At 38.5% G+C, this 15,500-nt stretch carries 13 protein-coding genes; all 13 read left to right on the top strand.

Features of this window, described 5'->3' with window-relative positions:
- Nucleotides 1-32: 32 nt before the first annotated feature.
- The 13 genes from BFM98_RS15065 to BFM98_RS15005 all read left to right on the top strand — a co-directional run bounded on the left by BFM98_RS15065 (nt 33) and on the right by BFM98_RS15005 (nt 15,421).
- Nucleotides 33-1,739, top strand: a complete 1,707-nt coding sequence (locus BFM98_RS15065; RefSeq protein ID WP_048391566.1) for a proline--tRNA ligase — start codon at nt 33-35, stop codon at nt 1,737-1,739.
- 268 nt (nt 1,740-2,007) lie between these two features.
- Nucleotides 2,008-6,339 carry a PolC-type DNA polymerase III gene (locus BFM98_RS15060; protein ID WP_139111240.1) on the top strand — a complete coding sequence of 1,444 codons (4,332 nt, stop codon included), beginning with the start codon at nt 2,008-2,010 and terminating at the stop codon, nt 6,337-6,339.
- Nucleotides 6,340-6,674: 335 nt separating this feature from the next.
- Complete coding sequence (gene rimP, locus BFM98_RS15055) at nt 6,675-7,151, top strand: ribosome maturation factor RimP (RefSeq protein ID WP_004269252.1); 477 nt, start codon at nt 6,675-6,677, stop codon at nt 7,149-7,151.
- A gap of 24 nt (nt 7,152-7,175) precedes the next feature.
- On the top strand, nt 7,176-8,315 hold the full coding sequence (nusA, locus tag BFM98_RS15050; RefSeq protein ID WP_048391564.1) for a transcription termination factor NusA: 1,140 nt from the start codon (nt 7,176-7,178) through the stop codon (nt 8,313-8,315).
- 136 nt (nt 8,316-8,451) lie between these two features.
- The gene (gene rnpM, locus BFM98_RS15045) at nt 8,452-8,730 is read left to right on the top strand and encodes an RNase P modulator RnpM (protein WP_004269250.1); all 279 of its coding nucleotides are present in this window, start codon (nt 8,452-8,454) and stop codon (nt 8,728-8,730) included.
- The gene (locus tag BFM98_RS15040; protein WP_004225011.1) at nt 8,727-9,035 is read left to right on the top strand and encodes a YlxQ family RNA-binding protein; all 309 of its coding nucleotides are present in this window, start codon (nt 8,727-8,729) and stop codon (nt 9,033-9,035) included. The genes rnpM and BFM98_RS15040 overlap by 4 nt, the downstream gene beginning before the upstream one ends.
- A gap of 14 nt (nt 9,036-9,049) precedes the next feature.
- The gene (infB, locus tag BFM98_RS15035) at nt 9,050-11,332 is read left to right on the top strand and encodes a translation initiation factor IF-2 (protein ID WP_048391561.1); all 2,283 of its coding nucleotides are present in this window, start codon (nt 9,050-9,052) and stop codon (nt 11,330-11,332) included.
- Nucleotides 11,332-11,610 carry a DUF503 domain-containing protein gene (locus BFM98_RS15030; RefSeq protein WP_008178987.1) on the top strand — a complete coding sequence of 93 codons (279 nt, stop codon included), beginning with the start codon at nt 11,332-11,334 and terminating at the stop codon, nt 11,608-11,610. Before infB ends, BFM98_RS15030 begins: the two co-directional genes overlap by 1 nt.
- 78 nt (nt 11,611-11,688) lie before the next feature.
- The gene (gene rbfA, locus BFM98_RS15025; RefSeq protein ID WP_004225003.1) at nt 11,689-12,030 is read left to right on the top strand and encodes a 30S ribosome-binding factor RbfA; all 342 of its coding nucleotides are present in this window, start codon (nt 11,689-11,691) and stop codon (nt 12,028-12,030) included.
- Between the two features lie 115 nt (nt 12,031-12,145).
- A complete protein-coding gene (truB, locus tag BFM98_RS15020) occupies nt 12,146-13,057 on the top strand; it encodes a tRNA pseudouridine(55) synthase TruB (protein WP_004225000.1) in 912 nt (303 codons plus the stop codon).
- Nucleotides 13,058-13,069: 12 nt separating this feature from the next.
- Nucleotides 13,070-14,017: a riboflavin biosynthesis protein RibF gene (gene ribF, locus BFM98_RS15015; protein ID WP_004224996.1), complete on the top strand. Its 948-nt coding sequence runs from the start codon at nt 13,070-13,072 to the stop codon at nt 14,015-14,017.
- A gap of 174 nt (nt 14,018-14,191) precedes the next feature.
- Complete coding sequence (rpsO, locus tag BFM98_RS15010; protein WP_004224992.1) at nt 14,192-14,461, top strand: 30S ribosomal protein S15; 270 nt, start codon at nt 14,192-14,194, stop codon at nt 14,459-14,461.
- 441 nt (nt 14,462-14,902) lie between these two features.
- Nucleotides 14,903-15,421, top strand: a complete 519-nt coding sequence (locus tag BFM98_RS15005) for a DoxX family protein (RefSeq protein ID WP_048391558.1) — start codon at nt 14,903-14,905, stop codon at nt 15,419-15,421.
- The last annotated feature ends 79 nt before the right edge of the window (nt 15,422-15,500 follow it).

Raw genomic sequence — 15,500 nt, 5'->3', positions numbered from 1 at the left:
AAACTTATCTATTGAAAAAGGTGGAACACTGAATGAAGCAAAGTAAAACATTTATCCCAACGTTACGTGAAGTACCTGCTGATGCTGAGGTAAAGTCACATAAGCAATTACTACGTGCAGGGTTTATTCGTCAAAATACAAGTGGGGTATACTCGTATTTACCGCTTGCAAAACGTGTGCTAACAAAAATTGAAACAATTATCCGAGAAGAAATGGAAGCTATCAACTCCATTGAGCTACTAATGCCATCTCTACAATCTGCTGAGCTATGGCAGGAATCAGGTCGCTGGGAAAAATACGGACCTGAATTAATGCGCTTAAAAGACCGACATGACCGTGATTTTGCATTAGGGCCAACACATGAAGAAGTCATTACAACTTTAGTCCGTGATGAAATTAAATCATATAAAAAATTACCGCTAACATTGTATCAAATTCAAACCAAATTCCGTGATGAAAAACGTCCTCGCTTTGGCTTACTACGAGGAAGAGAATTTATCATGAAAGATGCTTATTCTTTCCATGCGTCACGTGAAAGTTTAGATGAAACATATGAAGATATGTATCGTGCTTATTCTAATATTTTCTCCCGTCTCGGCTTAAACTACCGTGCTGTTATTGCAGATGCAGGTTCGATTGGCGGTAAAGGAACACATGAATTTATGGTCCTTTCTGAAATTGGGGAAGATACAATTGCGTACTCAGATACTTCTGATTATGCAGCAAATATCGAAATGGCTGAAGTAATTGTTGACTATCAACCATCTGATGAAGCTTTAAAAGATGTAGAAAAAGTAGCAACTCCAGAGCAAAAAACAATTGAAGATGTTTCAGCATTCTTAAAAGTAGAACCTGCTAATGTCATCAAATCTCTAGTTTTTGATGTAGATGGAGAGCTTGTAGTAGTGCTTTCACGTGGGGATCATGAAATTAATGATATCAAATTGAAAAATGCACTTGATGCAGGGTCTGTGGAACTTGCAAGTGAAGCAGCGATTCAAGAATTATTAGGTTGTGGCGTTGGCTCAATTGGTCCAGTGAAATTACCGGTAGACGTAAAAGTAGTAGCAGACCATGCTATTAAATCTATCCGTAATGGTATTGCAGGTGCCAACGAAGATGGATTCCATTTAGTCAATGTTAACCCTGAGCGTGATTTTGCAGTTAATGACTATTTAGATATTCGTTTTATTCAAGAGGGAGATCCTTCTCCTGATGGACAAGGTAACATTAAGTTTGCAGAAGGTATCGAGGTTGGTCATATTTTCAAATTAGGTACTACATACTCTGCTAAAATGAATGGTACTTTCTTAGATGAGCAAGGTAAGGCTCAACCATTTATTATGGGGTGCTATGGTATTGGTGTTTCTCGTATTCTAGCTGCTGTAGCGGAGCACTTCCAAGATGACAATGGCTTTACATGGCCAACACAATTAGCGCCATATGATATTCATGTTGTGCCAGTAAACACAAAAGATGAGGCACAAGTGACATTAGCGGAGGAGCTTTATGGCTTATTAAAATCATACCGTTACGATGTGTTACTAGATGATCGTCCTGAACGAGCGGGTGTAAAATTTGCTGATGCTGATTTAATTGGCTTACCTGTTCGAGTAACTGTTGGTAAAAAAGCAACAGAAGGTATTGTAGAAGTGAAATTCCGTCAAACGGGTGAAACATTTGAATGGAAAAAAGAAGAAGTAATTGATCGTCTGAATGAATTTTTCCGTAAAAATTAATGACGAGCTAAAAATTGGTGATAATTAGAATTTGATGCTTTTAATAGAGGCTTTCGTATAATTTTGATAAGATAGATATAAATAATTCGCGACACTTCTGCGGGACAGTGAGCCAAGCAAGCAACAACAGATGGTAAAATATCTGTTAAACTTGAAGAGCGCCCGCAGTGTGGGAGCGAATTTTTTTCTTGAATTCATCATGCGTTTGAGACGAATTAGAACATGAGGCTAAAGAAATTGCCTCTTTCTGAAAGTAGGTGTCATTAGATTGGAACAGCAACAAGAGGCAAGAATGAGACTTCGAATGCTCTTGCAACAACTAGAGTTAACAGATGATGTATATATGTCATTTTTTGAGGAAGGTGAACTATCACGCCTGACAGTTCATAAAAAGGATAGACTTTGGCATTTCACAATTAAGTTAAAGGATATATTACCGTTTCCGTTATATCAGCTTTTCCGTACGCATTTGACAGAGAAATTTTCAGCGATAGCACAAGTTAATACGACATTTGAAACATTAGAAAAAAATGTCACAGAGGAACTGGTACAAGCGTACTGGCTAAATGTTGTGGAACAAATTGATGAGATGGCTCCAACGCTTAAAAATTGTCTCATCACTCAAATACCAACATGGAACGGCCAAAAAATGACTTTATCCTGTATGCAGGAAATGGAATTTATGATGCTCAAAACGAAGTATGCGGACAAACTAGCAGAAAGCTATGGTCAATTTGGTTTCCCTCGTATGGCAATCGACTTTGTGCTACAAGAAGAAACGGAAGAAATGATAGCTGCACAGGAAGCATTTATGGAGCAGAAACGTCTGGAAGAAGTGGCTCTGGCACAGCAAGCGATGCAAGATTTCCAAAAGCGTGAGCAAGAGAAGAAAGACAATCCGGCACTGGCCAACCTTGGCGACCGTCCATTCCAACTTGGGATGCATATTAAAGATGATGAAATCATGGAAATTAAACGGATTGTTGAAGAAGAACGCCGTGTTATTATTGAAGGATTTGTCTTTGATACGGAAATAAAAGAATTAAAAAGTGGACGCTCCTTATTACAAATCAAAATTACCGACTATACAGATTCCATCATTGTTAAAATGTTTTCTCGTGACAATGATGATGCTGAATTAATGCAACATCTGAAAAAGGGCATGTGGGTTAAAGTTCGAGGCTCTGTGCAAACTGATACGTTTATTCGTGATTTAATCGTTATGGCGAATGATATTAATGAAATCAAAAAAGAAACACGACAAGATTTAGCACCAGAGGGTGAAAAGCGTGTTGAGTTACATTTGCATACACCAATGAGCCAAATGGACGCTGTTACACCTGTTGATCGGCTTGTTGCTCAAGCTGCAAAGTGGGGGCATCCAGCAATAGCTATTACAGATCATGCGGTGGTACAATCATTCCCTGAAGCATATGCAGCGGGCAAAAAACATGGCATTAAGATTATTTATGGTCTGGAGGCAAATTTAGTTGATGATGGTGTACCAATTGCCTATGCTCCAGAGCATCGTTTATTGGCAGACACAACGTATGTTGTTTTTGACGTAGAAACGACAGGGCTATCAACTGCATATGATACCATTATTGAATTGGCAGCAGTTAAAATTAAAGATGGACAAGTTATTGATAAATATGAAAGTTTTGCAAATCCACATCATCCACTTTCGGCTACTACCATTGAATTAACAGGTATTACGGATGATATGGTTCGAAATGCACCAGAGGTAGAGCAGGTCATTAAAGAATTTCATGCCTTTATTGGAGATGCAATCGTTGTCGCTCATAACGCATCATTTGATATTGGCTTCCTATATACAGGCTATAAAAAATTTGGTCTTGAAGACACAGTCCATCCTGTCATTGATACATTAGAGCTAGCAAGATTGCTTTATCCTACAATGAAAAACCATCGCTTGAATACACTGTGTAAAAAATTCAATATTGAATTAACACAGCATCACCGAGCAATTTATGATACAGAGGCGACAGGATTTCTACTCCTGCAGCTATTAAAGGATGCTGATGAGCTAGCTATTAAATACCATGATGACTTCAATAAGCATATTGGTGGTGGGGATGCCTATAAAAAAGGTAGACCTATGCATTGTACAATTTTAGCAGTTGATAATGCAGGCTTAAAAAACTTATTTAAAATCGTCTCCCACTCTCATACAAAAACATTCTATCGTGTTCCTCGGGTGACACGTGCTGTGCTTGAACAATATCGTGAGGGTTTATTAGTTGGATCAGGTTGCAGTAATGGTGAAGTATTCGAAACAATGATGAATAAGTCTCCAGAGGAAGCAGAGAAAGTCGCTCGTTTTTATGATTATATTGAGGTGCAACCGAAGGCTGTATATGCACCATTAATCGAACGCAATGTTGTACGTGATGAATGGACATTAGAAGATATTATCCGTAAACTTGTTAAACTCGGGAAGAAGCTAGATAAACCTGTTGTTGCAACTGGAAATGTTCATTATTTAGATCCGACAGATGGGATGTTTAGGCAAATACTTATTGGTTCACAAGGTGGAGCAAATATTTTAAATCGTTCTAAGCTACCAGAAGTCCATTTTAGAACAACTGATGAAATGCTGAAAGAATTTGATTTTTTAGGACCGGATCTTGCAAAAGAAGTGGTTGTGACGAATGCTCAAAAAGTAGCAGCAAGTATTGGGGACGTTAAACCGATTAAGGATGACCTATATACACCAAAAATTGAGGGCTCTGATGATGAAGTAACCAATTTAACTTATGAGATGGCCCATCGTATTTATGGTGAGGAGTTACCGGAAATTGTGAAAGCTCGAATTGAAAAAGAGTTAAAATCGATTTTGGGACACGGTTTTGGTGTTATTTATTTAATTTCTGCCAAGCTAGTGAAAAAATCATTAGCTGATGGCTATTTAGTAGGGTCACGTGGTTCGGTGGGTTCCTCATTAGTAGCCACTTTTATGGAAATCACAGAGGTTAACCCATTACCGCCTCACTATATTTGTCCTAGTTGTAAACATTCCGAGTTTTTCGATGATGGATCTGTCAGCTCAGGCTTCGATTTACCAAATAAAGACTGTACGGAATGTGGAACACCTTATAAAAAAGATGGACAAGACATACCATTTGAAACCTTCCTTGGATTCAAAGGTGATAAGGTACCAGATATCGATTTAAATTTTTCGGGTGAATATCAGCCTCAAGCGCACAACTATACAAAGGTGCTATTTGGTGAGGATTATGTATTCCGTGCTGGAACAATCGGTACAGTTGCGGAGAAAACAGCATATGGCTATGTGAAAGGCTATGCAAATGACCATAATTTACATTTTCGTGGAGCAGAAGTTGATCGTTTAGTTCAAGGCTGTACAGGAGTAAAACGTACAACTGGGCAACACCCTGGAGGAATTATTGTTGTTCCAGATTATATGGACATTTATGATTTTTCTCCAGTGCAATTCCCTGCAGATGCGCAGGATGCAGAATGGCGTACAACCCATTTTGATTTCCACTCTATTCATGACAATATTTTAAAGCTAGATATACTTGGACACGATGATCCAACGGTGATCAGAATGTTACAGGATTTATCGGGAATCGATCCTAAAACAATTCCGACCGATGATCCTGTCGTCATGAAAATTTTTAGTTCTCCTGAATCTTTAGGTGTTACAGAAAAGCAAATTGGCTGTAAGACAGGGACACTAGGTATACCAGAATTCGGTACGCGTTTTGTACGTCAAATGCTAGAAGATACGAAGCCTTCGACATTCTCGGAGCTTGTACAAATTTCTGGACTTTCCCATGGAACAGACGTATGGCTAGGGAATGCACAAGAATTAATTCAAAACGGTACATGTGTGCTAAAAGAAGTAATTGGTTGTCGTGATGACATTATGGTGTATTTAATTTATCAAGGTCTAGAGCCGTCACTAGCCTTCAAAATTATGGAATCTGTTCGTAAAGGGAAGGGATTATCAGAAGAATTTGAAGCCGAGATGCTCGCCAATAAAGTACCAGGTTGGTATATTGAATCTTGTAAAAAGATAAAATACATGTTCCCGAAAGCCCATGCCGCAGCATACGTGCTAATGGCAGTACGAATTGCCTGGTTCAAGGTACATTTTCCAATCCTTTATTATGCAGCGTATTTCACAGTTCGAGCAGATGATTTTGATTTAATTGCAATGGTGCAAGGATCGCAAATGATTCGAGCACGGATTGATGAAATCAATATGAAAGGCTTAGATGCATCCACTAAAGAGAAAAACTTATTAACGGTGCTGGAGCTTGCATTGGAAATGTGTGAGCGAGGTATGAGTTTCCAAAAGGTTGACCTATATCGTTCCCAAGCTAGTGAGTTTGTCATTGATGGCTATTCACTAATCCCTCCTTTCGATGCAATTCCGGGTCTTGGAACCAACGTGGCGAAAACGATCGTAGCTGCTCGTGAAGAGGGAGAGTTTTTATCCAAGGAAGATTTACAGCAACGTGGTCGTGTTTCCAAAACGCTTATCGAATACATGGACCAGCTTGGTTGTTTAGAAGGCATGCCTGATGCTAATCAGTTATCGCTATTCTAGTATTACAATTGTTTTGCATGGAAAGGTCACAATGTAAATTCAAATTCCTGACACAATATGGTTATCTATAATGAAGGAAATTTGCATTGTGTCGAGAACTGTGCTATTCTAATGGTAATAATTTGTTGATATTTTTCCAGCAAAAGAGTGGGGCATACCCGCTCTTTTCTGTTGTTTAACCGTAGCAAAACAAATTTTGACTAACAGCAGGTAAGACCGTAAAATTTCACCAAAGCAACTGGTGGAATTTCTGTTTTATTATGGTTCATTACTGCGTTAACCTGATAGTGATGAACAATTCATACGCTAGAATTTGATAAATACAGGAGGAAATAATGAGCAAAGTACCATCTTTAATTGAAGAGCTCGCTAAACCAATTGTGGATGAGTTAAATCTTGAGCTAGTGGATATTGAGTTCGTAAAAGAAGGACGAAACTGGTTTTTACGTGTCTATGTTGATACACCTGAGGGTGGAATTGACATAGATCAATGTGCTCAAGTGAGTGAACGACTAAGCTTGTTATTGGATGAAAAAGATCCAATTACACAAAACTATTATTTAGAAGTTTCTTCGCCTGGAGCGGAACGTCCATTAAAAAAAGATACGGATTTTGTCAAAGCAGTTGGCAAGTTTATTTATGTAAAAACCTATGAGCCCATCAAGGACATGAAGGAATTCCAAGGCTACTTAACGTCATACGATGAACATACATTAGTGATGGAAGTGCGTATTAAAACACGTAAAATAACAGTAACAATTGAACAAGAAAAAATCGCATTGGCACGACTTGCCATCGATTTTTCTGCATAAAGCATATTTAGGAGTGAAAACAAAATGAGTAGTGATTTGTTAGATGCGCTGAATGCGCTAGAAGAACAAAAAGGAATTTCAAGAGATGTGTTAATCGAAGCCATTGAAGCGGCATTAGTTACAGCTTACAAACGCAACTTTAACCAAGCACAAAATGTTCGAGTAGACTTAAATTTAGATAAGGGCTCAATTCGTGTATTTTCACGTAAAGATGTTGTGGAAGAGGTAGAAGATGATCGTTTGCAAATTTCTTTAGAAGATGCAAAAGTCATTAATCCAGCCTATCAGCTAGAGGATATCGTGGAGCAGGAAGTAACACCACGTAACTTTGGACGCATTGCTGCACAAACAGCAAAGCAAGTAGTTACACAACGCGTACGTGAAGCGGAACGAGGTTTAATTTATGAGCAGTACGTAGACCGTGAAGATGATATCGTAACTGGCGTTGTTGAACGTTTAGATGCTCGTAATATCTATGTAGGTTTAGGGAAAGTAGAAGCGGCATTGCCTGTTAATGAACAAATCCAAGGTGAATCTTATCATCCACATGATCGTATTAAAGTGTATATTACAAAAGTGGAACGTACAACTCGTGGACCTCAAGTGATTGTGTCTCGTACACATCCTGGTTTATTACGTCGATTATTTGAGATGGAAGTACCTGAAATTTATGAGGGTATTGTAGAGATTAAATCAATTGCACGTGAAGCTGGAGATCGCTCTAAAATTTCTGTTTTCGCTCATAATGAGGAAGTGGATCCAGTTGGTTCATGTGTTGGGGCAAAGGGAGCTCGTGTACAAACAATTGTCAATGAACTAAATGGTGAAAAAATTGATATCGTAGAATGGTCTGAAGACCCAGTTGTATTTGTAGCTAATGCATTAAGCCCATCAAAAGTATTAGATGTACAAGTGAATGAAGAAGAAAAGTCGACAACAGTCGTTGTACCAGACTATCAATTATCTCTAGCTATCGGTAAACGTGGGCAAAATGCTCGTCTAGCAGCGAAGCTTACTGGCTGGAAAATTGATATTAAGAGTGAGACTGATGCCCGTGAATTAGGTATTTATCCTTCGGCTACAAGCACTTTCATCCCTGCTCATGATGAAGAAAGTGATTTTGATGATGTAGCAGTTGACTTATATCAAGACGACGAAGAATAAGTAAGAAAGCCCGTGTGACAAGTTAGCTGACAGTATTCAGTGGGCCCCCTACGCCGACTGAATACTGTCAGAGCGTCAAGTAGAGCATGACTTGTCCACCTCTTACGACAAGCTTCAGAGAGGAATGGTGATTCTTATGGCTGTAAACAAAAAAGTACCTCTTCGTAAATGTGTAGCAACTGGAGAAATGCTACCAAAGAAAGAGATGATACGTGTTGTTCGTTCGAAAGAGGGCGAAGTAAGTGTAGATGTCTCCGGGAAAAAGCCTGGGCGTGGTGCCTATGTCTCTAAATCAGAGCAGGCAGTTGACCTCGCGCGTAAGAAAAATGTATTAGGGCACCAACTTGATGTGAAAATTCCTGAAGAAATATACGAGGAACTTATTTTGCTGATTCGTAGGGAGTCAATTTTATGATAAATCAAGCAATATTTAATTTGCTTGGAATCGCAGCAAGAGCACGTAAGGTGATTTCAGGAGAAGAGTTAGTAGTAAAGGAAGTCCGCAATGGCAATGCTAAACTAGTACTGCTTGCAAACGATGCTTCTAAAAACTCTAGTAAAAAAATTCAAGATAAGTGCACGTACTACAACGTTGAGTATCATGTAATTGGAGATCGATATGATCTAGGACATGCTACAGGTAAGGAGGCCCGTGTGGCTTTAGCTATTACCGATAAAGGTTTTGCAAGTAAATTGTCTAGTCTACTCAACGAAAACTAATCGGGGGTGAGCAGATGACCAAAATCAGAGTTCATGAATATGCGAAGCAAGTGAATAAAACGAGTAAAGAGGTTATTGAAGCACTAAGTAAATTAAATGTGAGTGTAACAAACCATATGTCTATGTTGGAAAAAGACGCTGTGGCAAAGTTAAATCAAACATTTAAAGCAACACCTGAGAAAAATGTAGCAAAACAATCAACTCAAAACATGGCACAAAAACCTCAATCAAATGGCCAGCAAAAACCACAGCATTCGGTGAAAAAGCAAGAAGGACAAAGGCAGCAATCTGCTACTTCTAAGCCAAAAGTAAACAATCAGCAACATGCACAGCAAAACTCAAATTCGTCTAACGAAAAATCTAAGAATACAAAAGGTAATCAAAATAGAAATATGACACAAAATAATAATAATAACAATAATAATCGTAGAGGTGGCGGTGGTTACAACCAACGTCCAAAACCAGGGATTCATGGAGGCAAACGTCGCCATCCAAAAACGCATCAACCATCAATTCCAGTGAAACAAAAGGAACTTCCAGAAAAAATTACTTTTGTTGAATCATTATCAGTTGCAGAATTAGCAAAAAAATTACACCGTGAGCCATCTGAAATCATTAAAAAATTATTCATGCTTGGCGTAATGGCAACAATTAACCAAGAATTAGATAAGGATGCAATTGAATTAATTTGCGCAGACTACGGTGTAGAAGTGGAAGAAGAAATTCGTGTAGATATTACGGATTTAGAAACACACTTCGAGCAAACAGAAGAAGTAAACGAGGCAGATTTATCAGAACGTCCGCCAGTTGTAACAATTATGGGTCACGTTGACCATGGTAAAACAACTTTATTAGACTCTATTCGCCATACAAAAGTAACAGCAGGAGAAGCTGGTGGTATTACACAACATATTGGTGCATACCAAGTTACAGAAGGCGACAAGAAAATTACATTCCTTGATACACCAGGACATGCGGCTTTCACAACAATGCGTGCGCGTGGTGCAAAAGTAACGGATTTAACAATTTTAGTTGTAGCTGCTGATGATGGTGTTATGCCACAAACAGTAGAAGCGATCAATCATGCCAAGGCTGCTGAAGTACCAATAATTGTGGCTGTGAATAAAATGGATAAACCATCGGCAAATCCAGATCGTGTGATGCAAGAATTAACAGAACATGGCTTAGTTCCTGAAGCATGGGGTGGAGATACAATTTTCGTTCCAATTTCAGCTTTAAAAGGTGAAGGCATTGATACATTGTTAGAGATGATTTTACTTGTAGCTGAAGTAGGCGAGCTTAAAGCAAATCCAGAACGTTTAGCACTTGGAACAGTAATCGAAGCTCAGCTTGATAAAGGTCGTGGCTCTGTTGCTACACTTTTAGTACAAGATGGAACATTAAAAGTAGGTGACCCAATCGTTGTAGGTCATACGTATGGTCGTGTACGTGCGATGGTAAATGACAAAGGTCGTCGAGTAAAAGAAGCTGGCCCATCAACTCCAGTTGAAATTACAGGTTTAAATGATGTACCTCAAGCAGGTGACCGTTTCGTTGTCTTTGAAGACGAGAAAACAGCACGTCAAGTTGGAGAAACAAGAGCAATGTCAGCGATTCAAGCACAACGTTCAGAAAAACAACGTGTAACGCTTGATAACTTATTTGAACAAATGAGCCAAGGCGAAATGAAAGAGCTCAACTTAATTGTGAAAGCTGACGTTCAAGGTACTGTTGAAGCTATGGCAGCCTCCCTAATGAAAATTGATGTGGAAGGCGTAAATGTGAAAATTATTCATACAGGTGCTGGAGCTATTACCGAATCTGATATTTCTCTTGCAGCAGCTTCTAATGCCATCGTTATTGGATTTAATGTACGTCCGGATGTTAACGCAAAACGTGCAGCAGAAGAAGAGGGTGTAGATATTCGCTTACACCGCATTATCTATAAAGTAATTGAAGAAATTGAACAAGCAATGAAAGGTATGCTTGATCCTGAATTTGAAGAAAAAATTATTGGTCAAGCAGAAGTTCGTCAAACAATTAAAGTATCAAAAGTTGGTACAATTGCTGGTTCATATGTAACAGAAGGAAAGGTAACACGTGATTCAGGTGTACGTGTGATCCGTGATAACGTCGTTATTTTTGAAGGTGAGCTAGATACGCTTAAACGCTTCAAAGATGAAGTAAAAGAAGTGGCAAAAGGATACGAATGTGGTATTACGATTACAAACTTCAATGATATTAAAGAAGGCGACATTATTGAAGCCTATATTATGGAAGAGGTTAAACGCGCCTAATGATCGTGTATGCAGAGGTTGAATTTATCATTCAAACTGCCCATTCGTTAAAGGAAAAGCGTGCTGTCTTACAGCGTATGATTACCCGCACAAAGCAGAAATTTAACGTTTCTATTGCGGAAATTGACCATCAAAATGTATGGCAGCGTACGAAATTAGCACTTGTTGCTGTTTCTTCGTCCAAAGAAGCAGCTGAACGAGAAATTAATCACGCGCTCCACTATTTAGAGTCAAATCCGTCATGGGAACAGCTTAATGTGTGGCGAGATTATTTATAAGTAGTAGTAGATAGTTGTCTAGCTTACGAAGGCATGGAACATACAACTATCTGTACATCGAAATAGAGGTGACAAATTATGTCTCTACGTTCAAACCGTGTTGCCGAGCAAATGAAAAAGGAGCTTGGTGATATTCTTGGCCGTAAAATAAAAGATCCGCGTGTTGGTTTTGTGACTGTTACAGGTGTTGAAGTAACGGGTGATTTACAGCAAGCGACAATTTATATTACATCTTTAGGCAACGAACGTGAACGAGAGGAAACGCTTAAAGCTTTAGTAAAAGCTTCGGGCTTCATTCGCTCTGAAATCGGATCACGCATTCGTTTACGACGTACACCAGAATTAATCTTTGAATTTGATTCATCGATTGAATATGGGAACCGTATTGATTCATTGTTAAGAGATTTACACAAAGAATAAGCTAAAAAAGTCTGCCACATGCATGTTTATGCAGGCAGACTTTTTAGCTTCATGGAAAAAGTTATATTGCCAATGAATAAATAAATGATAGAGTAAGCAGTTTGGGAGGAGCTATATGAACGGTATTTTACCGCTTTGGAAAGAAAGAGGCATGACAAGCCATGATTGTGTCTTTAAATTACGCAAAATTTTGCGGACAAAAAAAGTTGGGCATACAGGTACACTGGATCCAGGTGTTGAGGGCGTACTACCAATTTGTATTGGCCAAGCAACTCGAATAGCAGAATATTTAACTGACGCAGGGAAAACCTATGAAGCAATCATTTCAATCGGTCGTACCACGACAACCGAGGATGCAGAAGGTGAAACCGTTGAAGAAGATCTTACGATAAAAAAATTTTCTCGTGAACAGTTGTTAGAGGTTTTAGCTTCATTGACTGGAGTTATTGAACAAACACCACCCATGTTTTCAGCAGTAAAAGTTAATGGGAAGCGCCTCTATGAATATGCGCGAAAAGGTGAAAGTGTTGAAAGACCAACTCGCCAAGTAACAATTTATAATTTAGAGCTACTTGATGAGCTAGCACATTATGAGGGACAAGAAATCACATTTCCAGTACGTATCGCATGTAGTAAAGGGACATATATTCGAACATTAGCTGTGCAAATTGGTGAGGCGCTTGGCTATCCAGCACATATGAAGGAGCTTGTACGAACTGCTTCTGGTACTTTTACACAGGATAACTGTTTTACGTTAGCACAGGTTGCTGAGCTAATGGAGACTGAGCAAGTAGCTTCCTGCATTTTACCTGTCGAGTATGCATTAGCAGACTATCCATATATTGAGATTACAAATGCCAATGAAAAAGAAATTTTCAATGGACAAGTGCTTCCAGCAGATGCATTATTAAATAGTCATGATAAAATTGTGTATGGAATCAATGGAAAGGCAGTTGCGGTTTATCAAGCTCACCCAACAAAGGATGGTTTGATGAAGCCACATAAGATGTTTCCGACGATAGAGTAGGAGGATTTTTCAATGGAGGTCATTCATTTAAAATACCCACATCAATTACAGCAACGAGAAAGCATGCAGCCGTATTCATTAGCTCTTGGCTTTTTCGATGGTGTACATAGAGGGCATCAAGCAGTTATCAAGGCAGCTAAGGAAGAGGGCAACAAGCGACAAATTCCAACTGCAGTGATGACATTCGATCCACATCCTTCATTAGTCCTTGGTGGACGTAACGAAAAGGTTTTTTATATTACACTCTTACAACAGAAATTACAGCTGTTTGAAGAACAGGGTGTGGATACGGTATTCGTTGTCCACTTCACTTCAGATTTTGCCAAACTTTCACCAGCGGCATTTATTGATACATTTATCCGTGGGTTAAATATTCAGCATGTGACAGCTGGCTTCGATTATTCGTTTGGAGCATTTGGTAAGGGAACAATGGAAGATATGCGTTTATTAAGTAATGGTGATTATGGCGTTACAATTGTTGAGAAGAAAACAGATGATGTTGAGAAAATCAGCTCTACCCGTATACGCAAGCTATTACAAGAAGGCGATATGGAAGAAGCAACAGTTTTATTAGGGAGACCGTTTGAAATCAATGGGATTGTTGTCCATGGTGATAAACGTGGTCGTACTATTGGTTTCCCTACTGCAAATGTCCAAGCATTAGAAGGAACGTTTATTCCAGCTAGTGGTGTTTATGCTGTTCGTCTGCTTGTACAAAATAACTGGTATGATGGTGTTTGCAACGTGGGCTATAAGCCAACTTTCAAAGATCCAAATGATAAGCAATTATCGATTGAAGTCCATATTTTAAACTTTGATAAAAATATCTACGGTGAAGAAGTACATGTGGCATGGTATAAACGTATACGAAGTGAACGGAAATTCGATGGTATTGAGGCCTTGAAAACACAAATTGAAAAGGATAAACAAGAAGCAATCCGTTACTTTAACCAGCTATAAGAAGTACTTCATTACTGTAGTCACATTAGCCAAGTCGACGTTTTACTTGCTTGACTATGTGATTTATGGTAATATTCATAAGTGCATAAATGCTTAACCTTAGCTCGGTATATCGATGACTCCAACGTTTACTGTGCTAATGGGGATTAATTATAATTTAGGAGGTCCATACAAATGGCTATTACAAAAGAACGTAAAAACGAAATTATCGCTGAGTACCGTACTCACGAAAGTGACACTGGTTCACCAGAAGTACAAGTTGCAGTATTAACAGAGGAAATCAATGCTCTAAATACTCACTTACGTACTCACAAAAAAGATTTCCACTCTGAGCGTGGTCTTCTTAAAATGGTAGGTCGTCGTCGTCACTTATTAAAATACCTTCGTGAAACAGACGTACAACGTTACCGTGAATTAATCAACCGTTTAGGCTTACGTCGCTAATTAATAGCAAAAGTAATCCTATATTAGACTGTAGACAAACTGATGTTTGTCTACAGTCTTTTTTTTGAGATAATCTTGTTAATTTTGTTCAACAATAAGCCATAACTTTTTTACACTACGATGAACGATAGATAAAAATGATTTGATACTTGATAAAAGGGTGATATATTCTAATCACATTTCACAGCCCATTTATAGTCATTGCGTTCATCATTTGCAAGTGTAATTGAAGTAGATAAATTGAAGGCTAGATTGCTATTATATTTCATGAAATACAATCCAGCAAATTATAGGATAGAGGCTCAAAATTGGTACATAAGCGTCAATCATACAATCTAAATGCTATCATTGAATACTAGTAAACGATGGCTATGGGTTAGAAAACTTTCTATGTTAATAGTTGGTGAAATGTAAACTAAATCATTTAGAAGGGTGAGTAGGATGTTTAACCAATTATTAAGAGAGAATAATATTGTTGCAGGTATTTTAACAGTTATTCGTGTTTATTTAGGCTGGCATTGGCTTACAGCAGGTTGGGGAAAATTGTTTAATGGCTTTGATGCATCTGGCTTTTTAGCCAATGCTATTGCAAATCCAGTGACAAGTGGAGAAGAGCTCGCCTACCCACTGTATGTAAAGTTTATTGAATCATTTGCTTTGCCAAATGCTGAGCTAATTAATATTCTTGTGCCTTGGGGAGAATTTTTAGTAGGGCTAGGATTAATTCTGGGATGCTTAACGACATATGCTGCATTTTTCGGTATGGTCATGAATTTTGCCTTCCTAATGGCAGGTACTATATCTAGCAATCCTTGGGATATTTTACTTGCAATCTTTATAGCCGTTGCTGGTTACAATGCTGGGAAATTCGGGCTTGACCGCTTCATTATGCCAATCATAGGTGAAAAGATGGCGAGAAATAAGAAAAAAGAAGTTGTTCAACCTGTTAAAATTACATAATAAACTTTTTACATATCTTATATTAGGAGACTACTCATTAGTCTGAATATACCCCGCCCATTTGAACTGCTCCCCAAAT

Source organism: Lysinibacillus sp. AR18-8, from assembly GCF_001705465.1.
Lineage (GTDB): Bacteria > Bacillota > Bacilli > Bacillales_A > Planococcaceae > Lysinibacillus > Lysinibacillus capsici.
The sequence above is the reverse complement of the archived record's forward strand: the minus strand, read 5'-3'. Positions and strand labels throughout refer to the sequence as shown.